Raw genomic sequence first — 23,762 nt, forward strand, 5'->3', positions numbered from 1 at the left:
AGGAGATTACCCAATCTCCCAAAGTCTGGCGCAGTTGTTTTGCTTCGGAAGACGGATGGTGGGTAACCCTTGCAACCCTTCCCAGAAATTAACAATCTGCCTGCCTGCGGCCTGAGGATGAAAATAATGAAAGAAATAACTTCCATGGGAGTATTGCCAGAGACAATCGCCCGCCTTAAACCAGGGTTGCCATCCTTGCAAGAGATTAGGGTCAACAATGACATCATCCAGGCTGCCACAAACCAGGAGGGGCACTGGGACGCCGCCAGGAGGATAGCTGGCCCGTCGATACAAGGTATGGGGAGACAGGGAACTGCTGAGATCTCGTTCCAGGGTTCTCGCCAGTTGCCGCGCGATCGGACGAGACTTGTAGCCAAATAAGTTATAGACCATCTGGGTCAAGAGTATTTCACGGGGACAGGGGAGATGTTGAAGTTGGGCATAATAATGGGCTTGCCAATCAACAGCAGGATGAACCCCCACAGAAAAAAGCGTCAGCGATCTCACCCGTTCGGGATAACGACGGGCATAGAGTAGCCCCAGTAATCCACCGGTACTGTGTCCCAGCAAGTGAACAGGTGCATCATGGTGCTTGAGATAATCATGCAGGAGAACCAGTGCCATCTCTAAAGACATCGCCTCGTCAGGAGTCTGGCAATATTGCCATAAAGAGATCGAACTATGCTGGGATAAAACATTCAAAAGGGGACGATCGAATCCTTGTAAAGCAGGACTCACATTCAGCCAAAGGGCAGTAGGCAACTGGGACATAGGAACAGTTTTCATCACATCAGGACTAGGATCGGGACGGCCAACCAGGGTGGTCATCCCGATATTGTTTGAGGTTATCGTTTCAGGTAGGTTAGTAAAGGGATAGGAGAGTGATAGATTGCCAGACGAATGAACTGACCGCCTATCTACCCCTTTACTCCACCCCCCTACTCCTGAGGAATCAGGCTTCCACAGAATTCAAAGCCCGCTCTATCCGGCGGAAATCAAACCCCATAGCCCGCAGGGCATGCCACAGATGTCCCTGCAGGAAAAAGAATGCCAGGAAGAAATGGGTATTTGCCAGCCAGCACCGGGAGGTATGGGCACCCAAAGGCAATTTCACCGCATCGGCAAAGTAGGGTGCAATGCCTAGCTTGACTTCTAAGGGCGCACCATAAAACTCAACGGGATAAGCCAGAGTGTTGACCGCACAGAAGTAAGCCGCCACAAATCCAGCCAGCGCAATACCTCCCAAGGAGTAAGAGAGGATCGCTTCCCCAGAAAAAATTAGCACTTTCTTGGCCCAGTTGAGTGGGGGCACCAGAATATGCCAGATCCCTCCTGCAATCAGCATCACACCGACATAAACATGCCCACCGACCAGGTCTTCTAAGTTATTCACGCTGGCAAAGTGGGTTTGATAGCCGTAGATGATGGCTGGGTTGAGGGTCGGCTCCGTCACCACACGGACAGTCTGACTGCCCACATCATAGAGTCCACCCCAGACTGTGGCTTTAGCAACCAGCAGCAAGGCTCCCATGCCTAAAAAGAGAAGATGGTGTCCCAAAATCAGCCCCAATTGCCTGGGATCATTCCAGTCAAAATGGAATTTACGGGCCTGACCCGACGCCGTTTTCAGGTCTTCTGGAACTCTGAGCATATGGAACAATGCCCCTGCACCCAGCACGGCAGAAGAAATGAGATGGACAGCCCCCACCACAAAGTAGGGATAAGTATCCATCACCTGTCCCCCATTGCCTACACCCAGGCCCAGGGTGGCTAAGTGGGGAAGCAGAATCAATCCCTGTTCCCCCATCGGGAGGGCCGGATCAAAACCAGAAACTTCAAATAACGTAAATGCGCCAACCCAGAAGGTAATCAACGCAGCTTGCGCCACGTGAGCTGCAATAAACAAGCCAGAACGATCTGCGAATCGGGCATTTCCAGCCCACCAGTCATACCTCACCGTGGGATTATCGTATGTCTGCATAGATTGATGACGTTGATAAAGGACCAGACTTATTGAGAAATATACTCAATAAAACTCTGGAAATTAGTTTAGAATCTTTCTCAATAAGAAAGAGTTAAGTTCTATTAAGAATGCCTGTGTAATCCTTCTGGGCTAGCCTACATAATTTGCCAAGGGGGAATTCAGAAGGCTAAATGGCTTGTATGGCAGAAAAAATAACACATACTATTAAGAAATAATCTCACTTCAATTGGAGAAGCTCCTGGGTCATCCCGATCGTGCCCCCGGCCACAGGTATCAGGGCAGGCCCGTCTGGGGCACGGCCCATCTATACGGGAACATCCCGGAAATGAAACAACGCTGAGAACAGGGTGAAAATTCTGCCATTAAACTGTTAGGCCGATCTCATGGAGAACCTCGGATCACCTCATTCTCTACTTGAAACTCCAGGGGATGATAGGGGCAATTTGGGAGATTGAGCCATGACGAATCACAACCACTACGACCTGATTATCATTGGCACCGGGGCTGGAGGGGGAACCCTGGCCTACCAGGTAGCTCAGAGCGGTAAGAAGATTCTGATCCTGGAGCGGGGACCTTTCCTGCCCAGGGAAAAGGACAACTGGGATACAAAAGTGGTGTTCGGCAGCGATCGCTACCACAATCCAGAGGTCTGGTACGATCGGGACGGTAAAGAACTGCACCCTGGCCTGAGCTATGCGGTCGGTGGCAATACCAAACTCTACGGCGCAGCCCTGTTCCGCCTGCGGGAAAAGGACTTCGAGAAGTATGCCCACCGGGATGGCATTTCGCCGGAATGGCCCCTGAAATATCGAGACTTTGAACCCTATTATGTGCAGGCTGAGAAACTCTATCAGGTCCACGGTCAGAGTGGCGAAGACCCCACCGAGCCGTTTCGTAGTGAGGACTATGCCTATCCTGCGGTCAGTCATGAAGCCCGCATTCAGGAAGTGGCTGAAGCTCTCAGGGCAAAGGGACTGAACCCTTACCATACACCAGTTGGGATTCGGCTGAATGAAGCGCAACGGTATCTGAGTCAGTGCATTCGTTGCAGTACCTGTGATGGCTATCCTTGTCTGGTGCAGGCCAAGTCTGATGCCGAAATCAGCGCAATCCGTCCGGTGATGGCACAGGAGAACGTCACCCTGTTGACAGAAGCAAAGGTGTTGAAACTGCTGACCAGTCCCTCTGGGCGGGAAGTCACGGCGGTGGAAGTCGAAGTTCAGGGAGAACGCCATCAGTTCTCTGGGGATCTGGTGGCGATCGCCTGCGGGGCGATCAATTCTGCTGTCCTGCTGTTGCGATCGGCCAATGATCAGCATCCCCATGGCGTAGCCAACCGTTCTGGCCAGGTGGGCCGGAACTTCATGAAGCATGTGTTGGGTTCGGTGATTGGTGTCAGTAAAAAGCCCAATCCCACCGTGTTCCAGAAAACCCTCTCCGTGAATGACTTCTACTGGGGGGAAGCAGGCTATGATTACCCGATGGGCCAGATTCAGACCCTGGGCAAGGTGAATAAAGAAGCCTTGGAAGGCAGTGCCGAGGCTTATGCCCCTCTAACGCCAGAACAGGTTGCTACCCATTCAGTCGATTGGTGGCTGACCACGGAAGATCTGCCCAATCCCAATAACCGCATCCTTGTAGAGGGAGATCGGATCATCCTGGACTACACTGAAAACAATTCAGAACCCTACGATCGTCTGCAAGAACGCTGGATTGAGGTACTCAAGTCGATCGACTGTGGCGATGAAATCCTCTCCCACTGCTCCTACTTCGTCAAAGGCTCCAAAACCTACTTCACGGGCAAATTACCTCTGGATGGGGTGGGTCATCAAGTGGGCACCTGCCGATTCGGAGAAGATCCGGCCACCTCTGTCCTGGATCTGAACTGTCGCACCCACGATGTTGATAATCTCTATGTGGTGGATGGCAGTTTCTTCTGCTCCAGTGGAGCCGTCAACCCAACCCTGACGATCATTGCCAATGCCCTGCGGGTGGGCGAACATCTGGTCGATCGACTGAACGCTTAAAGGTTAATCCCTATGGTCCATGGTTCTCACTGGTTTGCGATCGCAGCAGAGCCTGTCCCATCCACCGAGAGCGCTTTCTGGCTCCGACACTGGTTGGAAAGCCTGCTCCAGGAGATCGCCCTCCTCCTGGAAAGCGTACTGGAGTTCATCGCCATCCTGACGATTATCGTTGCGGTGGTGACCGCCCTGCAGAAAATCTTCCGCCGGGGTCTGCAGGGAAAATGGCAGCCCCTGCATCAGACCATTCGCCTGGAGTTGGGGCTTTCCCTGGCCTTGTCCCTGGAATTTCTACTAGCCGCCGACATTGTCGGGACAGCCATCTCCCCCAGTTGGAACGCGATCGCCAAACTCGCAGCCATCACTGGCATCCGCACCTTCCTCAACTTCTTCCTCCAGCGGGAGGTTCGGGAATTGCAGGAGATGACCCGATCTGCCCACGATCCCCCCGCCGAATAATCCTGGCCTTTGGCAGGCGTTGGATTGCAACGCCTCTACAGATACCCCCTATCCACGGAAAATCAACATGCAGACTCCATCCTATCCCTGGCAGCCTCTTGGCGCGATCGATCCCAAAACCCTGACAGATAGCAGAATCCAGCTACACTACGCTATCCAATTCATGGCTGCAACGGGAGCGGCCCTGGCCGAGCCCCAGCCCGATTACAGTCACACCAGCCTCGCCTGGAACCCTAAATTCCAGGGATTCGTGACCCTGATCGTCCCCGCCCCTACCCCATTTCGGGTCGGCCTGGAACCCGTCAGCCTAACTTCAGTACTCCTGGACGAACAGGGCCAGACGATCGCTGCCTTGCCCCTACCCCAGAAAACCCTGGCCGAAGGATTCGATTGGCTCAGACAGGAAATCACCCGCTTGGGTGCGGAGGCCGATCGAGTCCAGCCCCTTTCCTATCCACCCGATGATTTTCCAGACCACCCGATCGCCCATGGAGCTGCCTTCGATGTCACTGACAAGGCATCCCGCCAGGAGTTAGCGAACTACTACGCCAATACCCTGGAGGCGCTGCAAACCCTCACCTGTGCTGAAGCCCAAGACATTTCTCCTGTGCGCCTCTGGCCCCACCATTTTGACCTGGCTCTGCTGATCACCCTGCCCAGCCTGCCCGATGACACCTCCCGCACCGTTGGCCTGGGCCTCTCTCCCGGTGATACCAGCTACCCTGAACCCTACTGGTATGTTTCCCCCTATCCCTACCCGGATACCCCTTCCCTGCCTGCCCTGGAAGGGAAGGGCTTCTGGCATACCCAGCATTGGGTTGGGGCTGTGCTAACCGCGTCCCAGTTGGGGCAAAACTCTACAACTCAGGACCAACAATTGCAAGCCTTTCTGAATTCAGCTCTGAGCGCCTCGATCTCCCTTTTATAGCAAAGCCATTGTGCCCCGCCCAGGCGTTGCCTGCAAAAACCCACCCCGGCCCTGGGGACCACCCCTCCCAAGAGGGGATTTAATCTACACCCCACCCAGGTGTTGCGGGCAACACCTTCATCTATATAAGTAATCGGGTGAGATTAATTAATAAGAAGGGGGGTCTGGGGGCGAAGCCCCCAGGAAGGGGGCACGCCCCCTTCACCCCAACTCTCATCCTTAATTTAATTGTGCCGACCTACTTACCTATGAACAAATCCTTTAACCGGCTTTTCCTGGCCTTCTGCGCCACTGCCGTTGTCTTAATTCCCCAGGCACGGACCTATCCCCAGCCTCCCCCGGGCAGAATCAGCGGGGTAGCGATCGCCCAGACCCAACCCATCCAGCAAGCGGTGCTGGCTGTGGACTCGGTGGGTATCACCGTCTCCGATATGGATCAGGCTGTTCAGTTCTACTCCCAGGTTCTGTCCTTCCAGAAGGTGTCGGATGTGGAAGTTTGGGGATCGGAGTATGAGCAATTGCAGGGCCTGTTTGGCCTGCGCATGCGAGTTGTGCGGATGCAATTGGGCCGCGAATTTATTGAACTGACAGAATACCTGACCCCCCAGGGTCGCCCGATTCCACCGGATTCCCGCAGCCACGATCGCTGGTTTCAGCATATTGCGATCGTGGTCAGCGATATGGACAAAGCCTATGCCCGACTACGCCAGTTCAAGGTCAAACATGCTTCCACTGGCCCTCAGCGCCTGCCCGATTGGAACAAAAATGCCGGCGGGATTCGGGCCTTCTACTTCCGGGATCCCGATGGGCACAATCTGGAGATCATCTACTTCCCGCCGGATAAGGGGGATCCGAGGTGGCAAAAGCCAACTGAGCGGCTGTTTCTGGGCATTGACCACACGGCGATCGTGGTGAGTAATACAGACACCAGTCTGAAGTTTTATCAGGAGGCCCTGGGTTTACGATTGGCTGGGGAAAGCGAAAATTATGGAACCGAGCAGGAGCACCTTAATAATGTGTTCGGAGCCCGACTTCGGATCAGTGGCCTCAAAGCAGCGGCGGGTCCGGGAGTCGAATTTCTGGAGTATCTGGCTCCCCAGGATGGCCGATCGTTTCCGGCTGATGCCCGTGCCAATGACCTGTTTCACTGGCAGACAACCCTGGTGGTAAATAATCTGGATCTCATTGCCCAAGGACTACGGCAGCAGCGCTATTCTTTCATCTCGTCGGGGGTGGTGACTTTGCCAGGAACAGCCCTGGGCTTCAGAAAAGGTCTGCTGGTTCGTGACCCAGACGGTCATCCCATTCGCCTGATTGAAAAGTGATCGAGCCCATGTCAGAAAATGACCTGGGGACTTTCTCAACAAGGTTTCATCATCCTTGCTAGGTCAGTTTAACCCTGGATGCTTGCAATCGAGCCTGAATGCGTTTCCAAGTCAATTGCAGTCGGAATAACCAGACTGGCCAGGCTGTCTGGTCGAGATACTGGAAAAACAGGGACTTTTCGGGATGGCGGAAACCGGGGGTCCAGGGCTTACCGCTTTCCAGAAAATGGATAATGTAGGCATCCTTGAGAAGTTGCTGGTAAACAGCCTCACTGTAGGGGGTATCCTGCCAGGAATAGCGGAAGATCGTACTAGACCGGTTCCAGCGGGGATCCAGTTCACCCCAATCCCCTGCCAAAACCGCATTTAAGCCATCCTGATCATGCCAGCGGATCTGCTGACGGTGCTGGCGAATGTAGTCGATCAAGCTGGCACTGATGTTCTGATTGCGCCATTTCACCAGATCCAAACAGAGAACCCCGGAGTTAAAGTACCTGGCATCGGCTGGAATGCCCAGTTCCCGGTAGTTCAGTAAACCTCTCTCCGAGGAAACAGACGGAACCCCGATATCTACGGCTGCCAGGAGGGCCTTACCGCCCATTTCAAATTGCCAGAGTTGGGCCAAATCCCCCTGCACAATTAAGTCACAGTCCAGATATATGGCCCGATGCAGATGGGGAGGAAGCAGGTCTGGAATCAGCAGTCGGTAGTAAGCGGCAGAAGTCAGGTGCCCGGAGAGGAGCAGGTCATCCACCAGAGCCGGATTGGGCCGCAGCCACTCGATCGTGACAGGATGAGATCGCAAGGTGCGTTCCAGCCTTTGTCGGTTGGTGGGACTGATGCCGCCATCAATTACGAAAAGTAAAATGCTGTGGCTTGGACTCAGATTTTTGACGGCGGAAAGGACAGTGACAGCTAGGCCCATAGCGTAGTGGTTGTCAGCGGCACAGACCAGCACAATGGGCCTCCCAAGGGTCGCAATCTGGGAAGGAGCGGTTGCACCACATTCAGAGAGCTGAACCATAGCACAGTTCCTCCTGCGGAATCGTCATCGGTACTTTAACTCTGGACCAGGTAATATCCTGGCGTTTGACTGCTGCTGGCACACCGGCTGCGATCGCACAGGCTGGGATATCCTTTGTCACAATGGATCCGGCTGCAATTACGCTGTTGTGGCCAATCCGGACATTCTTCAACACCCGCACCTGCATACCCAGCCACACATGATCATCAATGTGAATGTAGCGGGCCAGATTGATGCGGCGATCGGTCCTCAAGTCGAGAATGGCATGGGAATCGCCACACCGAATATCAATATCATGGGAAAGCATGCAATCGCTCCCGATCGTGATTTCGGCATGGGGATCTGCCAGACCAATGGTGGCTCCCGCGATGGTGGTATTGGCCCCAATCTCGAGGCGACAGCAATCGTCGTTGATCCACAGATGGCCGCCCTGAATCTGGCAACCAGCCCCAATCACAATTCGGTTATGGGATCCATGAATCTGAATCTGAGTATTGCGAAGCTGTACTCCCGGTGCGATGACGATCGTATTGTGCTCCCCACCCATTTCAAAGGTCACCTGTTGCAAAAAAGGAAGCGTCCCCGAGGTTTCAATCTGAATGGTGTTATGTTTCCCCTGTACCCGCCGCCGATTGCCCTGTTGGGCATACATCAGAGCTGCCAGACCAGCCCGCAAGGGAGGATAAGCTTTCAATTTTTTCCACATCATTGGCTTTTCCAACTACAGAACTTCAATCCCAAGTACAGGCAGTGCATGCACCGCCTCTAGGCCACCCGTGCGATCGATCTCGCCCCGATCACAGCCCGCCGGGCGATCGCCCGCTCATAACTGGCTTCCTGTAAAGCTCCAATCCGTTCCAGACTGTAATGGGAAAGGACTCGATCACGGGCCTGAGCCCCAAACCGCATCCGCTGTTCCGGATTTTGCAGCAGATTGCAGATGGCTGTCGCAATCTGGCGGGGACTGCGGGGTGGCACCAGATGGCCATAGCGCCCCTGATCCAGCAGTTCCGCCATCCCGCCTGCATTGCTGGCCACAATCCCCCGGCCTGCAGCCATCGCTTCGGTACAAACCAGCCCAAAACTCTCCCAAATGCTGGGGAAGACACAGATGTCTGTAACCGCCAGGGCCGCTGGAATTAGATCCAGGGGAATGCCACCCGTGAACTCCACCGCATGTTGATAGAGGTGCAGTCTGGATTCCAGATATTGCTGCATGTTCATGCCCGGTTGGGGCGAGTTCCAGGCAGGTCCCACAAAGCGAAACTTGACCTGGGGATAGCGATGGAGCACCAGGGGAATGGCCCGCACCAGATCCAGAACACCTTTGCGAACTTCCAGCCGCCCCAGAAAGGTAACGACATTGTGGTGGGTCTGAATTGGAATATTGAGCAGGCTTGCTGCTGGAATATAGGGATAAGGGACAGAGGCGAGTAAATCCGAGTTCAATTGCCAGTCAGTCACGACCTTCTGGCCGATCGCTTGGGACGGGGCCACAATTTCATCTGCTTCCAGGGCATGGCGATACTCCGGATCGGTATGGCGATCGTAGCCTGCCCGTCGCTGGGGCAACTTGCCCCGCCGTAAAGCGCCCAGAGTCCATCGGGCCTGGGCTTCCCAAGGACGCAGGGGACTCCCGATCTGATCCAGCACATAGCGGGGGGTGTGTAGTTTCAGGGCCAGGGGAATCTCAGGCACCAGACGCACCGCCTCGGCTGCATCTGCACCACAGTCTGGTCCCTCCAGCACATCAAAGTGAACTGTCTGATGACGGACCGCAAAGACTGAACCAACGGCTCTGGAGAACTCAGCCCGATCGCGGACAGCGATCCGATGCACTAAGACGCCCGCTTCATCGTCCACACGCATAGAGGGAATGCAAGCTTGGGCAACAGCTCCAGCGAAAACTTCTACTCGATGACCCCGTTGCTGTAACATTTGAGCAGCCTGACGCACATAGGTGGCAATGCCCCCGAAGGCTGTATCTGGCGGATATTCGTAGCTGATGAAGGCAATTTTCATAACAAGCTGTCCTGAATTCAATGAAGGGTTACAGACACAATGCGGGAATTTCGGTATGCACCCCAGCCAGGAAGTCATCCAGATGAGCATTTAAGCGATCGGGATGGCGTTCCTCGGCCATGGCCTGGTAATAGGCTCTGGCGATCTCTTGCAACTCTGTCAGCGGCATGGAAAAGACCCGACGCAAAGACTGCCCCAGGTGATCGAAATCCAGGCTGATGAAACTCTCTTGCAGACGAGCACTGAAGCTGTGGGGCACCTGTCCCACCGGCACACAGCGGGCATAGGCGCACTCACTGTACTTCAGAAGTTCCAGCCCGTACCGGGAGGGGGAGACGAACATCCAGCGAAACTGGGATAGGTAGTTCATATAGCGCTCTCCGACGATCGCATGCCGCTGACGCTGCCCGTTGTCTGGATAGCCGGGATGCTTGAGGTGATGAACTTTGCCCCACAACAGGGGATTGTGCCGCACCCCATCCAGGAAGGCCTGCCGCTCCGGGTAGATGTGGGGATGGCGGGCTCCTGAGAAAATAACTTGCTTATGTCGGGGGCTGAGGGCTGGATCGATGGTATAGCTGTCCTGAAAAGGAAAGGGAATGAACACCATCTTGCGGTTGCCTGTAGCATCATCCAGTTCCTTAACCAGATCCGTTGGGGGATAGGTGCTCAAGTAGTAAACATTCTCCCGATCCTTGATCCGAAACAGGAACCGATAGAACCAGTGCTCCCGATAATATCCCCCCGGATCAACAATTTTGGGGACAAATAGGGTTTCTTGGTGAGTGGCAATGTGGTCTTCCAGAATCTCACATTCCCGTTCTGTGATCCGACTGTCAATCAGATTGACATGATCTAGATAGTGCGATCGTTTTTCTAGAAATGTGCAGGTCCATCCCATCTTCCCGGCATAGCCTGGACCCGCATCATGGGTGATCATTTTGGCGTAATCAAATTCATCCGACAGCAGCAAAATCTTTTTCATAGGACAGCAGCGAAATCCAAATTGCGGAGGTTAGGGATGGGGCATCAGGACAGCACCAGAGGCTGTTGAGATCGGGATCCTGATTCAGGCAAAATCCGTTCCTGGTAGCGACGAGAGAACTCAAAATCCAGCTCCACAAAACCCCGGAAGCGGGTCGGGTAGGGAATGACCCCCCTGGGATTGGGGGCATCCTGCACGGTAATTTTGGTCAGGTCCAGGAAATCATTGTTCACATCTGGACTGTTGATATACAGGCCAATGTGATAGTCTCCTTCCACAAAGGGCAGGCCCTGGATGGTGCCCTGCAAGTGCAGTGGATGGTGCTGATCCATGCGGTGCAAGGTGTCGCTCTGGCGCAGATCCACGATCGCGACTCGCACCCCTGTAGCTGAGTAAATCATCAGCTTCAGCTCACTGATCAATGTGGGTTTGGTGGCAGTGAATGCTAGCTGGAAGTCGATCGGCTCTCCGCTCACGACGGGGTTGGGAGAAAAGTCGAGTTGTTGCAGTTGTAGCGTGTCACACAGAGGCACCGCTTGTTGCAGATTCAGATCTACGGCCTGCTGACAGGCACTCAGGTAATCGTTGACCTGTTGAGTTGGATCACCCATACCGGCCACTTGACCTGAGCGGAGATGCACCACGGAATTGCAAAGGGTGCGGATGGCATTCATATCATGGCTGACAAAAATCAGGGTCCGGCCTTCATTCGTGGCCACATCTTCCATCTTGCCCAAGCACTTTTTCTGGAAAGCCACATCTCCCACCGCCAGGACTTCATCCACCACCAGGATTTCTGGTTCCAGATGGGCCGCTACGGCAAAAGCCAGCCGAATATACATACCAGAGGAATAGCGCTTCACGGGTGTATCCAGAAATCGTTCCACTTCAGCGAAGGCAACAATTTCATCAAACTTGCGCCGGATTTCGGCTTTGCTCATGCCCAGGATGGCTCCATTCAGCAGGATATTTTCCCGCCCTGTCAGTTCAGGATGAAAGCCGGTGCCCACTTCCAGCAGGCTGGCTACCCGCCCCTTGAGGCTAACTCGTCCTTCGGTTGGTTCTGTGATCTGACTCAGGATTTTGAGCAGGGTGGACTTGCCCGCCCCATTGCGACCAATGATGCCGATACGATCGCCCCGATTGACTTCAAAAGACACATCCTGCAAGGCCCAAAACACATCCTGGGGAGCCTTTTTCCCAGCCCGCCGACGCCCAGACCTGGGATTGAACGCAGTGACCAGATTGCGGGCACTCTCTACCATCACATCCTGCAGACACCGGCGCTGCTCCACTCTCTGTCCCAGGATGTATTGCTTACTTAAATTCTCGACTCGAATAGCTGTCTCTGACATGGTTTCCTCTTGGGATTCTATAGATGGAGGGAATTTGCAGGAAGCCCCTCTTTGCAGGGAGAGGGGCCATTGAGGGAACTCAAATCACATCGGCAAAGGTCCGTTCGTAAGCCCGGAAGTAACGTACACCGGTGATAAAAGCCAGGAAAACCAGACCCAGCGATAGGAGTAGACCTGGTAAATGCAGTTGAAACTGTCCGCCCAGAATCGCCCAACGAAATCCATCAATCACGCTGGCCATAGGGTTCAGATAGTAGAGCCACCGCCACTGTTCTGGGACAATGCTGCTGCTGAAGCCAACGGGTGAGAGGTAAAGGCCAAACTGAATCATGAAGGGGACGATGTAGCGAAAGTCCCGATATTTAACGTTCAGGGTGGCCAGGAATAATCCACTGCCCAAAGATGCCGCCAGGGCAACGAGAATAAAGAAAGGCAGGGTCAGAATCCGCCAACTGGGGATGAAGGTATACCAGGTCATCAGACCCAGCAGAATCATACCGGACACCAGGAAATCCACACAACTGACAATTACAGCACTGGCTGGCACAACCAGGCGAGGGAAATACACCTTAGAAATCAGATTGGCGTTGCCGGTCAGACTGTTACTGCAATCGGACAGGGAACTGGCAAAAAGTTGCCAGGGCAACATCGCCGAAAAGACCAACAAGGGATAGGGAACGCCATTGGAGGGAAGTTTCGCTAATTGCCCAAAGACGACTGTGAACACGATCATGGTCATAAAGGGGCGGATGAGGGCCCAGGCCATCCCGATCGCAGTTTGCTTGTAGCGCACCAGGATATCGCGCCAGGCCAGGAAGTAGAACAGTTCCCGGTAGCGCCAGAGGTCTTTCCAATACTGCCGTCGGGTTCGTCCGCGTTCAAGAATCAGTTCAGTGGGACCGTTGCTCATAGTTCGAAGGGGGTTAGGTGACTTGATCTCACTATCGGAACCTGGTGCTTGAGATCGCGTTTGCGCCCATGTTCAACTTTCTGCATGCAAAATTCAGATGCGGAAGCACCCCCATGAAAAACTCCGGATCGGTTGTGGGAACGCTAGAACAGTTGTAGAGGTGGATCTAGCAGAAGTTTTTGCACGACGGTCTCCTTACGATCGCCCAACCTGTCCTTACCACCGTCTGGCATACAGTTCTATGAAGCGATCGCAGTCTACCCCGTCTGAGCTGAACGGCACCCCCGAAACGATTATTCAACTCGCACCAGCAGACCCACCCGACGCAGACCCAACAGAGGAAGGGGGAGAAGAAGCCTGGAGCCTGGTGGGAATAGTCGGCATGGTGCGCCGCAAAGTGCTCATCATTGGGGTGATGGCAGTTGGGGTTGGCTGCTTTATGGCCTATCGATCATCCAAGCAGATCATTGAATATCAGGGCAGCTTTCAATTATTGGTAGAGCCAGTTCAGGAGAAGCAAACCCTGGCGCAGTTGACGGAAGCCAAAGGAAGCTCAACAGGTGAACTGGACTACTCAACCCAGATTGAGGTCATGCTCAGCCTGAAAACCCTGGAACCCATTCTGAAACAGGTGAATCAGCGAACACCTGGAACAGACTACGGATCAGTGATTAGTAAGCTGTCTGTCATCCGCTTGGGAGAAACAAAAATCATTCAGGTCTCCTATCACGATACCCGTGCCGATCGGGTCAAAGCAGTCTTAAAGGGCCTGTCTGAAGGGTACCTGAAATATCGAACTGAAGACCAGAAAGCTCAGCTGCGCCAGGGATTGGACTTTGTAGACAAACAACTCTTCAATACCCAGACCCGCGTCAATAGCCTGCAACAGCAAATCCAGCGGTTGCGCAGGCAGTATAACTTTACTACTCCTGACACCTATGGAGAACAACTGGCCTCCCGCTTAGCCATTATTTCCCAGGAACGCCAGGGCGTTGAAACGGAGTTGGCTGTGGTGGAGAAACAGAATACTATCCTGAAAAATCCGACCAATAGGGATTTTAGTCTCAGCCAATCCCTGGCTTATCAGCAACTCTTACAACAGTACCGAGCCCTGGAACAGGTGGTCGCTTTTGAAGCCACTCGTTTTACGCCAGACAGTCCCAATCTCCAGCAGTTGAAAGAGAAACAAGAATCCCTGCGGTCTTTGCTGGAAGCAGAAGCAAAGCGAAGTTTGGCTACCCAGGTCACTGCGATCGAAAGCCAACTCCAAACCCTGCAAATCCGCCAGCAGGCCCTCCTAGAGACCGAAAAGCAAGTCAGACAACGGCTGGCAGATCTGCCAGCCGTATCTCGTCAGTTCACGGATTTGCAACGAGAGATAGGTGTTGCCACAGAAACCCTGAAGCGTTTGCTGGAGACCCAGGTCCGGTTGCAGATCCAGGCTGCTCAGAATGAAGTCCCCTGGCAATTGATCTCCCCTCCCGGCCCCCCTCAACGCAAGCCCCCCAACAGCCTTTCCAAAGCTCTGATCACTGGTGGGTTGGGGGGGGCTATCCTGGGCCTGGTCCTGGCCTTTCTGTTAGAGAAATTAGAAAACACCTACTACTCGCTCCGGGAGCTAAAAAAGCGAGTTAAGTTACCCTTGCTAGGGGTAATTCCGCTCAATCCCAACTTAGTCCCGGCAGTTCCTAAGCAGCGTCTGATTAATCTACCAGAACAACAGCCGCAAATTATCCGTCAGGTCCTGGCCTTCTGGTCAGCGAAACCAGAAAGTCATGGATTTATGGAGGCATTTCGATCGCTTTACGCCAATTTGCAGCGACTGGAAACCGGGGGGTTGAGATCGATCGTCATCAGTTCCGCTCTGCCCCGAGAGGGCCGCACCACTGTGGCCATTCACCTAGCCCAGGCCGCCGCCGCTCTGGGGCAAAAAGTTCTTCTGGTCGATACCCACCTCCGGCCCAGTGGCACCCAGGTCCATACGCTGCTGGGCATTCCCAATAAAGAGGGCCTGAGTCACTTGCTGGCCGGTGAAGTTTCCCTGGAGCAGGTGGTGCAGCAGATCCCCTGGGAAAAAGCTCTCTATGTCATCACCATGGGCAGTACCCCCAGTGACCCCACCCGGATGTTATCCTCTCCAAGCATGCCTAGCCTGATGGCAGAACTCCACCAAACCTTTGACCTGGTGATCTACGACATGCCTCCCTTAATGGGCTTAGCCGACGTGAACTTAATCGCCTCTGCTACAGATGGGGTGCTTCTGGTCACCGCCTTGGGCCGTCGTGGCTCCGCCGAAGCCCTCAACCAAACTCTGGAACGTATCAAGATTGCTCACCTAAGTGTTCTAGGGATCGCAGCCAATAAAGTCAGAGACTATACCGTCGATCTGTACCAGTAAGACAACTTTGCAACCTGTCAGGCAGTGCATATCTCCATCACATCGAGATATAGATAAAGGCATCCACACTTCAATCCTTGGCAAACTCCGCGCCTGTGAAGTTTATAGCTTCTTGGAGGCCATCTATGACATCTATGACATTAAGCCAGTGCATACTCTCCTGTTTGAGTACGGCAGCAATTTTCCTGGGTCAAGTTCCTACAGCTACACCCTCCCAATTCAATCCCAACTCAGTTTTTCTGGCTCAGGTTACTGCTATCGATCTCTACAACCAGGGCAAACAGAAAAGCGATAGTGGGGACTACCGGGGCGCGATCGCCCTCTACGATCAGGCTATCCAGCTTGATCCCAATTTCGCAGGGGCTTATAACAACCGAGGAGTAGCCCTGATCGAATTAGGTGACCTGAAAGGAGGAATTGCAGACTATAACCGGGCTATTCAAATTGGCGGCAACTACTCAGTAGGTTATGCCAACCGGGGCGGAGTTCGGTTCTTTTTAGGCGATTTCAAAGGAGCACTCACCGATCTGAATCGAGCCATTCAAATTAACCAAAATTGGGGTGAAGGTAGTCTCGCCAAAGCTTACAGTAGACGGGCTTACGTGCGATTAGAGTTGGGCGATCGATCGGGCGCGATCGCCGATCTCAAGACATCTATCCAACTGGATACAACAGCCCCAGAGAATTATCTCAACAAACAATTAGAAGCAGCGGTTGCCGCTCAAAACTGGTCAAGAGCCATTTTTCTGGTCGAAGTTATTATTGCGGTTTATCCCCAGTCTGCTGCTGAGTACACAGCCTACCGCACCCGTCTGCAAAAGATTGAAAGCAATTGATATTAGGAGCCTACCTCAATGAAAGCAATCTACACAGTTCTACTACTATGTCTGATCGGAACATCAGGCAACATCATGCCAGTAAGTTACGCTCAGGAAATCCCTCCGGTTCCTGCCAGTGAAAAACCCCAGACCAGTGCGCTGAAACTGCTGGAGTTGGGTGATGACAGAACAATTGCCCAGGACTACAAAGGCGCGATCGCTGCTTACAATCAAGCCCTTGCAATCAATCCATCATTTGTGCTGGCCTATATCAGTCGAGGCTACGCTCGATTTCGATCAAGAGATTTCCAGGGAGCTGAAGCCGATCTGAAACGAGCCATCCAGATTGATCCGACCTATTCGAGTGCCTATGCAAGTCTCGGATTCTTTTATCTGGGCTCTGAAAATTACCAGTCAGCGCTGCAGAATTTTACCCTGGCGATTCAAGTGAATCAAAACTGGGTCGAAGGGAGTCTATCGGATACCTATATAGGCCGTGGATTAACTCGTTTGGAACTGAAAACCTACCAGGGAGCTTTGGCAGACTTGAATCAGGCGATCCAAACCAATCCTCGCAGTTCTCCTGCTTATACGGGTCGTGGCATGGTTTATGTGGAGCTGAAGCAATATCAGGCGGCCCTGGCCGACTTCAATCAGGCAATTCAACTGAATTCCAACTGGAAAGGCATCAAGCTGGCTATGGCTTACAGGGAGAGAGGGTTGCTCTACAGCAAGCTGGGCAGCAGGTCTAAAGCAGTGGCCGACTTTCAGAAATCATCTGATCTGTACCAGCGTCGGGGCGATCGCCGGGAGTATCTGGCGCTCCTGAGTCGAATTTATCAGTCTCAGACAGACGGCTTGCCACTTCAGGTGGATCTCCCCTGTTATGTGATTACGGCTTCTGGCAAAGTTGCAGATTTGAATCGCCTCTGTGTCAGTTCAACCCCTCAATAGTTGCCGCTGAGGAACAGGGTGTAACGTATACGTCAACGCAACACCTGCGCCAACACGATCGCTACTCTCCCCCCAGCACACTGAGATTATCAAAGGTCTGTTTCTGGCTCTGCCCAACCTGCCTGAATCTCGGTGAATCCATATGCTCAAAAAGTTTAGACAGTCCCTCTCCCAGGTTTTCAATCGACGTGCTGCTTCGGAACAGGTGAGCTCTGACTCTCCTCCGGATCAGGTTCAGCTTTCGATCGTGACCCAGTTTTACCCGCCTGATTTTGCTGCTACCGGACAGTTTGTTGATGAGCTGGCTCAACAGCTTTCCCAGCAGGCCATGCAAGTCCAGGTGTTTACGGGGCAGCCCAGCTACGCTTTTGAAACAGCCCAAGCTCCAGAGGTTGAGCAGATGGGCCAGGTACAAGTGCGCCGTTCCCGACTGTTACGCTCTCGCTCTCGCCGCTTTGCCGGACGGACGATTAGCAGTCTGGCTTTTTGTTGGCACGCCGCCCTCCATTTACTCCAGCGGGAGCATCGGGGAGACTTACTTCTCTTTACGAGTGAGCCTCCGTTTCTGCCGGTCCTAGGCTATCTGGGCAAACTCCTCTTTCAGGCTCCCTATGCCTGTCTGGTCTATGACCTATATCCAGAAGTGGCGATCGAGCTCAAGGTGTTATCCCAAAATCACTGGCTGGCCCGCTTCTGGGATGCTGTCAACCAACGGGTCTGGCAGGCTGCAGAAGTGATTATCGTTCCATGCCAGACCATGAAAGACCGGATGGTGGCTAAGGTGCCAGAGGTAGCCCACAAAATCACAGTGATTCACAACTGGGCGGATCCAGACTGGATCAAGCCGATCGTCAAATTAGAGAATCCTTTCGCGCACTCCCACGACCTGGTTGAAAAATTCACGGTACTCTATTCGGGTAACATGGGCCGCTGCCACGATATGGATACCATTCTGGGAGCAGCCGAGGAACTCAAGGATGAGCCAGTGCAGTTTGTCTTTATCGGCGGGGGACCCAAGCGAGAAAGCTGCCAGGAGCAAGTCCGGCAGATGGGGCTGACAAACTGCCTGTTTCTGCCTTACCAGGATAAAGCTCTCTTACCCCAATCCCTGACAGCTTGCGATCTGTCGTTGGTGAGTGTGGATGTGGGTATGGAGGGGCTGGTGGCTCCCAGCAAATTCTATGGGGCTCTGTCCACGGGCCGCCCGGTTGCGGTGATCTGTGAGTCCCACTCCTACCTGCGATCGCTGGTGGCAGAAGCGGGTTGTGGAGCTGCCTTCAGCAATGGAGACAGCGAAGGACTGGCCGGGTTTATCCGCTATCTGGCTAAGGATCCAGAAATGGGGAAACAGATGGGCCGGGCAGGCTATCGCTATTTGCGCGGATCGTTTACCCCTCAGGCGATCGGAAAGCAATACTTCAAACTTCTGCATCAGGCGGTGTTAAAGCATGCGGATTTGAAACGGGCCTTGGCCCGACAGGAATTTCAGCTCTATTACCAGCCTATAGTTTCCCTGCGGACAGCTGAACTGACCGGCTTGGAAGCACTGGTGCGGTGGCAACACCCTACCCGGGGTCTGCTCTACCCCGAGGAATTCATCTCTGCTGCTGAGGAAACAGGCTTGATTGTTCCCCTCGGCTGGCAGGTTTTGGAGGCCGTCTGCCAGCAGCTTGACCACTGGCAATCGCGCTTTCCCCACCTCTCCCTCCAGGTTAGTGTCAACCTGTCCAGCCAGCAGTTGTTTCAACCTAACCTGATCTCCAAGATTGATGAACTGCTTCAGAAATATCATCTGGATGGTCGTTCCCTCATGCTGGAAGTAAAGGACCAGACGGTAATGGCTGATGCTGCCGCAACGACCGCTTTGCTGTTACAACTACGGGCCCGTCAGATTCAGGTTTGTATTGATGACTTTGGTGTCAGCCATACTTCCCTGGAGTATCTGCACCGGTTCCCGGTAGATGCCCTCAAGGTCGATCGCTCACTCATCAGCCAGGTCTGTGTTGAACAGAATACGGTCAAACTGATTGAGACCATCCTGATCCTGGCCCAGGATCTGGGCATGAGCGCGATCGCTACGGGGATTGAGACTTCAATCCAACTGCATCGCCTGAAGGAAATTGGATTTACCGGTGGCCAGGGCTATCTCTTCTCACCTCCAGTGCTGGCAGAGGAGATTGAACAACAGTTGCAACATCTGAAACGGATGAATGTTATGAATCAGGCAGTTCTCTGCCAGAGTGCCCCTGCACCACTGACTGTTACAGCCGATCAGGCCCCTCTGATTCTGGTGATTGACGATGACCGCGCCATGCGAACCATCTTAAAGGGGATGATGACGAAAGAGGGATACCGGGTGGCTGAAGCGGTTAATGGGATAGAAGGTGTTGAAGCCTTTCAGAATCTCCGCCCCAATTTGGTATTACTGGATGCCATGATGCCTGGGATGGATGGCTTTACCTGTTGCTCGCAGATGCGATCGCACGTCTCTACTGAAGCCATGGCCACAACAACAGTCCTGACCATCCCGCCCATCCTCATGATCACCGCTCTGGATGACTCCGAGTCCGTTGATAAAGCCTTTGCTGCTGGTGCAACTGACTACATCACAAAACCCATTAATTGGGCTGTCTTACGCCAGCGGTTGAAACAAATGTTGTAGTTAAATAAAGGTTCCTTACTTTTATGTTTAAGGTAGGAACCTTTATCTGCCTAGAACGTCCAAGTGGTGAAATGACACTCGTTTGTCTTACGGTCTTCACTTAGATTTCACTTTTAACCCCTAAGTTGAAGGAGTGATGTTGAGACGTGATCTGAGTCATATTACTCAATTAAATCTTTGTCTAAAGTAAGGTACGGGGTGAATTCGATACAGGTGAATTCGATACAGGTGAATTTCATACAGAAATATGCCTCAATCTGCCTCCAGTACCGCCTTAGGCCAGTCAGTTCAGTCCTTTTGGAGTTGGTATAATGTCGGCAAGAATATCAGAGAATGAATCAGCGAAAAGCGGGTCTGTAGGGACCAATACTCGATTTAGTTTTCATCGGGCTCTCAAAGATATTCTGGGCAGTTTTTTTAGATTAGCCCACAGGGTGCATAATTTTTCTCACTACAGTTTTGGACAAGATTACATCCTAGAGCCTGCTTACGGTGAGTCTGGTTTTCTGATGACCAGCCAGGGAGATGATATTAAGCCCGGAGATCTGGTTATCCTATCCAATGGCTCTGCCTGTACTCAATACCAGGTTAAGGAAATCGAATACTATTTTGATTCCTGCGACATCTGGACAGCACTCTTAAATCCTGTTAATTCTTGAGATGGAATAGTTCCAATTTCAGGCTCAAGTATGACTCCTCCTCGCCCAGTCTGGGATGCCAGTCGCTTTCTACAAACACTGGTCTATTTTGAAGCAGTTCCCGTTGTTAGCTGGGTGCAAAGAATGTTATCGGGCGGTACCCCCATTCCACCTTTCCAACCCGAAGTCAATGTTCTGTTTGACTTCGGCCAATCCACAACTCCCCTCGGGGAGCGCTGGGGTTCTCTGGATGATGGGGTCATGGGAGGGGTGAGTACCAGCTCATTTTCCAGTTCAGCAGGGGCAGCACTATTTAGTGGCGTGGTTTCTACAGCCAACTCTGGCGGGTTTGCTTCGGTACGAACCCGAAATTTTGAGCCGCCCCTCGATCTCTCTTCCTGTGCTGGCTTGGAGCTGCGGATTAAGGGAGATGGCCAGCGATACAAGTTCCTGATTCGAGATGAGGAGACATGGGATAGCGTCGCCTATGCCTCCTCCTTTGATACTGTGGCAGATCAATGGCTTACCATCCAACTTCCCTTCACCCAGATGGTCCCTGTCTTTCGGGCCAAAACGGTCAATACAGCCCGTCGTTTGAATACAGCTCAGATTAGATCGCTCCAACTGATGCTGAGCAAGTTTGAATATGACGGTGTGCTAAATCCCCACTTTGTATCCGGTGAATTTCGACTTCTGATTCAATCCATTCGGCTCTACAAGTAAATCTCATGCGACGACTCAGCCAGGTTTTGCTCGTGCTTGCCTGCCTCTATGGTCTGTACCTGATCAAATCGGCCATGGGCATTAATATCCTGAGTGATTATCACCTCACAGACCTGTTCTTCCATCCGATTCCAGTCATGAAAGCGCTGGCTCATAAATTCATCTGGTAAGTGCTCCAGCAGAGAACTTGCGCAGCCGCAGAGCGTTGATTACTACAGATAGAGAACTGAAAGCCATCGCTCCACCTGCGATCGCTGGATTCAGCAACCATCCAACCAGAGGATACAGAATGCCCGCAGCCACGGGAATGCCGATCGCATTATAGATAAAGGCAAAGAACAGGTTTTGGCGAATATTCTGCAGGGTGGCCCGGGAGAGCTTGATCGCGGTGACAATGCCCTGCAAGTCACCTGAGATCAAGGTGATATCACTGGCCGCGATCGCCACATCCGTCCCAGTACCAATAGCAATACCGACATCAGCCTGGGCCAGGGCTGGGGCATCATTAATGCCATCTCCCACCATCGCGACAATTCGGTTAGAGGGTAGGGAACGATGGGTGGATCTGGAGGGTGCTGTTTTTTCCTCCTGCTGTAAGGATTGGATGATAGCAGCTTTTTGTTCCGGTCGGACTTCGGCAAAGACTCGTTGAATCCCAACCTCGCGGGCGATCGTGTCTGCGGTTTTACGATTGTCCCCCGTGAGCATAACCACTTCCAGTCCCAGATCTTGTAAGGCTCGAACCACTTCAGCCGAAGAGGGTTTGAGGGTGTCGGCAATGGCGACCAGTCCTTCAACTTCTCCATCGACTGCAATCCAGACCGTTGTTTTCCCTGCACTTTCCCAGCGCTGCTGGAACTCCTGCAGGGGTTGGGGGTCAATGCCCAATTCTTCCATCCAACGCTGTGTCCCAATCTGAATCAGGTGATCGGAAACAATCCCCTCCACCCCACTGCCGACGATCGCCTGAAAATCCTTGACAGTAGACAACTCCACTTCCTGAGACTGGGCGTAGCGCACCAGGGCCTCAGCCAGGGGATGCTCTGAGAGATGTTCAACCGAGGCAGCCAGGCGCAGGAGTTTGAGTTCGTTCTGGTGAGCCGTCCCATGAACGGTGATGTAGTGGGTGACCACCGGTTTGCCCTGGGTCAGGGTACCTGTCTTATCCAAAACGATCGTTTGGATTTTGTGTGCCAGTTCCAGACTTTCCGCGCCCTTGATCAGAATGCCCTGTTCCGCCCCCTTGCCAGTGCCCACCATAACGGAAGTGGGGGTGGCTAGCCCCAGCGCACAGGGGCAGGCAATGATCAGGACACCCATGGTGGTGACAAGGGCAAAAGTCGGGCTACCTACCAGGAAAAACCAGATCAGGAAGGTGCACAGGGCGATCCCCATCACGACTGGAACAAACCAACCCGTAATCTGGTCCGCTAACCGCTGAATGGGAGCCTTGGAGCCCTGAGCCTCCCGGACCAGACGGACAATCTGAGCCAGAACAGTATCTTTACCTACATGGGTAGCCCGGAAACGAAAGCTACCTGTTTTGTTGATGGTAGCCCCAATGACCTCATCCCCCGGTTGCTTACTCACTGGAATACTTTCCCCTGTGATCATGGATTCGTCAATAGTCGAGCTTCCTTCTAAGATTTCTCCATCCACGGGCACCTTCTCACCGGGACGCACCAGCACCACATCCCCCACCTGGACCACCTGGACCGGAATCTCCACTTCCTGGTTATGACGAATCACATGGGCCGTACGGGCTTGCAAGCCCATAAGCTTGTAAATGGCGGCTGTGGTCTGGCTTCTGGCCCGTTGCTCCAGCAACCGACCCAGAAGTACCAGAGTAATCACGATCGTTGCAGACTCGTAATAGACCTCCGGCATGGCACCCTGATTGGGCAATGAGAGCGGTACCGAAGTCACCAGCAGAGAGTAGAAGTAAGCGGCACTGGTTCCCAGAACAATCAACGTGTCCATGGTGGCAGAACGACGTTTCAGGGCTTTCCACGCATTGAGGTAAAAGGTCTGGCCGCACCAGAACTGAACAGGTGTCGCTAGCACCCATTGGGTCCAGGGGGCATGGAGCCAGGCAGGCATGAAACCCAAATTCATCCCCAGCATGGCAGGCATGGACCCAATCAGGAGAAAGCTGCTGAGCACTGCACCGGTCATCACCTTTTGTCTAAGGCGTTGAACTTCCAGCTTGCTTGTCCTCTGTGCAGCTTCGCTCTCCTCTTGCAAGGGGTCGTCATTTTGGAGCGGGGCCGCAGAGTATCCAGATGCTGCAACAGCATCCTGGATTGCTGTGACAGTCACCTGCCGGGAGTCATACTGAATTGTGGCCTGCTCGGCCCCAAAGTTCACCTGGCAAACTGCCACACCAGGAACGCTCTGGAGGGCAGCCTCAACATTACGGGCACAGGCAGCACAGCTCATGCCACCCAGTTTGAGGGTAAGCGTATCAAGGGACATAGGTTAGGGAGACTTTGCCTTGTTCTATCTTGACTCTAATTCAGGCATTGGCCTTGTACCATCCCCCATTCGGTAATT

The 23,762-nt window shown here is 53.2% G+C and carries 19 protein-coding genes; 10 read left to right on the top strand and 9 right to left on the bottom strand.

The window, feature by feature from the left end; all coding sequences use genetic code 11:
* Window positions 1-6 precede the first annotated feature (6 nt).
* Together BST81_RS21435 and BST81_RS21440 are read right to left on the bottom strand one after the other, a co-directional pair.
* Complete coding sequence (locus tag BST81_RS21435; protein WP_253188424.1) at window positions 7-828, bottom strand: alpha/beta fold hydrolase; 822 nt, start codon at window positions 826-828, stop codon at window positions 7-9.
* Between the two features lie 124 nt (window positions 829-952).
* The gene (locus tag BST81_RS21440) at window positions 953-1,981 is read right to left on the bottom strand and encodes a chlorophyll a/b binding light-harvesting protein (RefSeq protein ID WP_075600554.1); all 1,029 of its coding nucleotides are present in this window, start codon (window positions 1,979-1,981) and stop codon (window positions 953-955) included.
* A gap of 461 nt (window positions 1,982-2,442) precedes the next feature.
* On the opposite strand from BST81_RS21440, the gene BST81_RS21445 reads away from it, so the two are divergent.
* The 4 genes from BST81_RS21445 to BST81_RS21460 all read left to right on the top strand — a co-directional run bounded on the left by BST81_RS21445 (window position 2,443) and on the right by BST81_RS21460 (window position 6,720).
* Window positions 2,443-4,011 carry a GMC family oxidoreductase gene (locus tag BST81_RS21445; RefSeq protein ID WP_075600555.1) on the top strand — a complete coding sequence of 523 codons (1,569 nt, stop codon included), beginning with the start codon at window positions 2,443-2,445 and terminating at the stop codon, window positions 4,009-4,011.
* Between the two features lie 12 nt (window positions 4,012-4,023).
* Complete coding sequence (locus tag BST81_RS21450) at window positions 4,024-4,467, top strand: DUF1622 domain-containing protein (protein WP_083636994.1); 444 nt, start codon at window positions 4,024-4,026, stop codon at window positions 4,465-4,467.
* A 67-nt stretch (window positions 4,468-4,534) separates the two neighbouring features.
* The gene (locus BST81_RS21455) at window positions 4,535-5,395 is read left to right on the top strand and encodes a hypothetical protein (protein ID WP_075600556.1); all 861 of its coding nucleotides are present in this window, start codon (window positions 4,535-4,537) and stop codon (window positions 5,393-5,395) included.
* A gap of 248 nt (window positions 5,396-5,643) precedes the next feature.
* Complete coding sequence (locus BST81_RS21460) at window positions 5,644-6,720, top strand: VOC family protein (protein WP_075600557.1); 1,077 nt, start codon at window positions 5,644-5,646, stop codon at window positions 6,718-6,720.
* A gap of 58 nt (window positions 6,721-6,778) precedes the next feature.
* Here BST81_RS21460 and BST81_RS21465 read toward each other — a convergent pair whose 3' ends face one another.
* The 6 genes from BST81_RS21465 to BST81_RS21490 all read right to left on the bottom strand — a co-directional run bounded on the left by BST81_RS21465 (window position 6,779) and on the right by BST81_RS21490 (window position 13,016).
* Window positions 6,779-7,744: a glycosyltransferase family 8 protein gene (locus tag BST81_RS21465; protein ID WP_075600558.1), complete on the bottom strand. Its 966-nt coding sequence runs from the start codon at window positions 7,742-7,744 to the stop codon at window positions 6,779-6,781.
* On the bottom strand, window positions 7,728-8,453 hold the full coding sequence (locus BST81_RS21470; protein WP_083636995.1) for an acyltransferase: 726 nt from the start codon (window positions 8,451-8,453) through the stop codon (window positions 7,728-7,730). The genes BST81_RS21465 and BST81_RS21470 overlap by 17 nt, the downstream gene beginning before the upstream one ends.
* A gap of 56 nt (window positions 8,454-8,509) precedes the next feature.
* Window positions 8,510-9,766: a glycosyltransferase family 4 protein gene (locus BST81_RS21475; RefSeq protein ID WP_075600560.1), complete on the bottom strand. Its 1,257-nt coding sequence runs from the start codon at window positions 9,764-9,766 to the stop codon at window positions 8,510-8,512.
* Between the two features lie 28 nt (window positions 9,767-9,794).
* Window positions 9,795-10,751: a hypothetical protein gene (locus tag BST81_RS21480; RefSeq protein ID WP_075600561.1), complete on the bottom strand. Its 957-nt coding sequence runs from the start codon at window positions 10,749-10,751 to the stop codon at window positions 9,795-9,797.
* Between the two features lie 44 nt (window positions 10,752-10,795).
* On the bottom strand, window positions 10,796-12,106 hold the full coding sequence (locus tag BST81_RS27160; protein ID WP_083636996.1) for an ABC transporter ATP-binding protein: 1,311 nt from the start codon (window positions 12,104-12,106) through the stop codon (window positions 10,796-10,798).
* A gap of 79 nt (window positions 12,107-12,185) precedes the next feature.
* On the bottom strand, window positions 12,186-13,016 hold the full coding sequence (locus BST81_RS21490) for an ABC transporter permease (protein WP_075600562.1): 831 nt from the start codon (window positions 13,014-13,016) through the stop codon (window positions 12,186-12,188).
* Window positions 13,017-13,113: 97 nt separating this feature from the next.
* Between BST81_RS21490 and BST81_RS21495 the strand changes: the two genes are divergently transcribed.
* The 6 genes from BST81_RS21495 (at window position 13,114) to BST81_RS28220 (ending at window position 21,379) form a co-directional block, all read left to right on the top strand.
* On the top strand, window positions 13,114-15,414 hold the full coding sequence (locus tag BST81_RS21495; protein ID WP_083636997.1) for an AAA family ATPase: 2,301 nt from the start codon (window positions 13,114-13,116) through the stop codon (window positions 15,412-15,414).
* Between the two features lie 125 nt (window positions 15,415-15,539).
* Window positions 15,540-16,250 carry a tetratricopeptide repeat protein gene (locus BST81_RS21500; RefSeq protein ID WP_083636998.1) on the top strand — a complete coding sequence of 237 codons (711 nt, stop codon included), beginning with the start codon at window positions 15,540-15,542 and terminating at the stop codon, window positions 16,248-16,250.
* A gap of 75 nt (window positions 16,251-16,325) precedes the next feature.
* Window positions 16,326-17,186 carry a tetratricopeptide repeat protein gene (locus BST81_RS21505; RefSeq protein WP_075600565.1) on the top strand — a complete coding sequence of 287 codons (861 nt, stop codon included), beginning with the start codon at window positions 16,326-16,328 and terminating at the stop codon, window positions 17,184-17,186.
* Between the two features lie 142 nt (window positions 17,187-17,328).
* Complete coding sequence (locus BST81_RS21510; RefSeq protein WP_075600566.1) at window positions 17,329-19,848, top strand: EAL domain-containing protein; 2,520 nt, start codon at window positions 17,329-17,331, stop codon at window positions 19,846-19,848.
* Window positions 19,849-20,537: 689 nt separating this feature from the next.
* Entirely contained in the window at window positions 20,538-21,209 is a 672-nt protein-coding gene (locus BST81_RS21520) for a CIA30 family protein (RefSeq protein WP_075600567.1), read from the top strand.
* A 5-nt stretch (window positions 21,210-21,214) separates the two neighbouring features.
* Window positions 21,215-21,379 (top strand): hypothetical protein, encoded by a 165-nt coding sequence (locus BST81_RS28220; RefSeq protein WP_171974822.1) that lies wholly within the window; start codon window positions 21,215-21,217, stop codon window positions 21,377-21,379.
* Here BST81_RS28220 and BST81_RS21525 read toward each other — a convergent pair.
* Entirely contained in the window at window positions 21,369-23,684 is a 2,316-nt protein-coding gene (locus BST81_RS21525) for a heavy metal translocating P-type ATPase (RefSeq protein WP_075600568.1), read from the bottom strand. The genes BST81_RS28220 and BST81_RS21525 overlap by 11 nt on opposite strands.
* Window positions 23,685-23,762 lie beyond the last annotated feature (78 nt).

Source organism: Leptolyngbya sp. 'hensonii' (assembly GCF_001939115.1).
Classification (GTDB): domain Bacteria; phylum Cyanobacteriota; class Cyanobacteriia.

Coding starts and splice junctions, on each gene's coding strand:
- BST81_RS21510 (WP_075600566.1), top strand. CDS start 17,329: ATGCTCAAAAAGTTTAGACAGTCCCTCTCCCAGGTTTTCAATCGACGT.
- BST81_RS21490 (WP_075600562.1), bottom strand. CDS start 13,016: ATGAGCAACGGTCCCACTGAACTGATTCTTGAACGCGGACGAACCCGA.
- BST81_RS21445 (WP_075600555.1), top strand. CDS start 2,443: ATGACGAATCACAACCACTACGACCTGATTATCATTGGCACCGGGGCT.
- BST81_RS28220 (WP_171974822.1), top strand. CDS start 21,215: ATGCGACGACTCAGCCAGGTTTTGCTCGTGCTTGCCTGCCTCTATGGT.
- BST81_RS27160 (WP_083636996.1), bottom strand. CDS start 12,106: ATGTCAGAGACAGCTATTCGAGTCGAGAATTTAAGTAAGCAATACATC.
- BST81_RS21505 (WP_075600565.1), top strand. CDS start 16,326: ATGCCAGTAAGTTACGCTCAGGAAATCCCTCCGGTTCCTGCCAGTGAA.
- BST81_RS21480 (WP_075600561.1), bottom strand. CDS start 10,751: ATGAAAAAGATTTTGCTGCTGTCGGATGAATTTGATTACGCCAAAATG.
- BST81_RS21525 (WP_075600568.1), bottom strand. CDS start 23,684: ATGTCCCTTGATACGCTTACCCTCAAACTGGGTGGCATGAGCTGTGCT.
- BST81_RS21475 (WP_075600560.1), bottom strand. CDS start 9,766: ATGAAAATTGCCTTCATCAGCTACGAATATCCGCCAGATACAGCCTTC.
- BST81_RS21450 (WP_083636994.1), top strand. CDS start 4,024: ATGGTCCATGGTTCTCACTGGTTTGCGATCGCAGCAGAGCCTGTCCCA.
- BST81_RS21460 (WP_075600557.1), top strand. CDS start 5,644: ATGAACAAATCCTTTAACCGGCTTTTCCTGGCCTTCTGCGCCACTGCC.
- BST81_RS21500 (WP_083636998.1), top strand. CDS start 15,540: ATGACATCTATGACATTAAGCCAGTGCATACTCTCCTGTTTGAGTACG.
- BST81_RS21440 (WP_075600554.1), bottom strand. CDS start 1,981: ATGCAGACATACGATAATCCCACGGTGAGGTATGACTGGTGGGCTGGA.
- BST81_RS21470 (WP_083636995.1), bottom strand. CDS start 8,453: ATGATGTGGAAAAAATTGAAAGCTTATCCTCCCTTGCGGGCTGGTCTG.
- BST81_RS21455 (WP_075600556.1), top strand. CDS start 4,535: ATGCAGACTCCATCCTATCCCTGGCAGCCTCTTGGCGCGATCGATCCC.
- BST81_RS21435 (WP_253188424.1), bottom strand. CDS start 828: ATGACCACCCTGGTTGGCCGTCCCGATCCTAGTCCTGATGTGATGAAA.
- BST81_RS21495 (WP_083636997.1), top strand. CDS start 13,114: ATGCGGAAGCACCCCCATGAAAAACTCCGGATCGGTTGTGGGAACGCT.
- BST81_RS21465 (WP_075600558.1), bottom strand. CDS start 7,744: ATGGTTCAGCTCTCTGAATGTGGTGCAACCGCTCCTTCCCAGATTGCG.
- BST81_RS21520 (WP_075600567.1), top strand. CDS start 20,538: ATGACTCCTCCTCGCCCAGTCTGGGATGCCAGTCGCTTTCTACAAACA.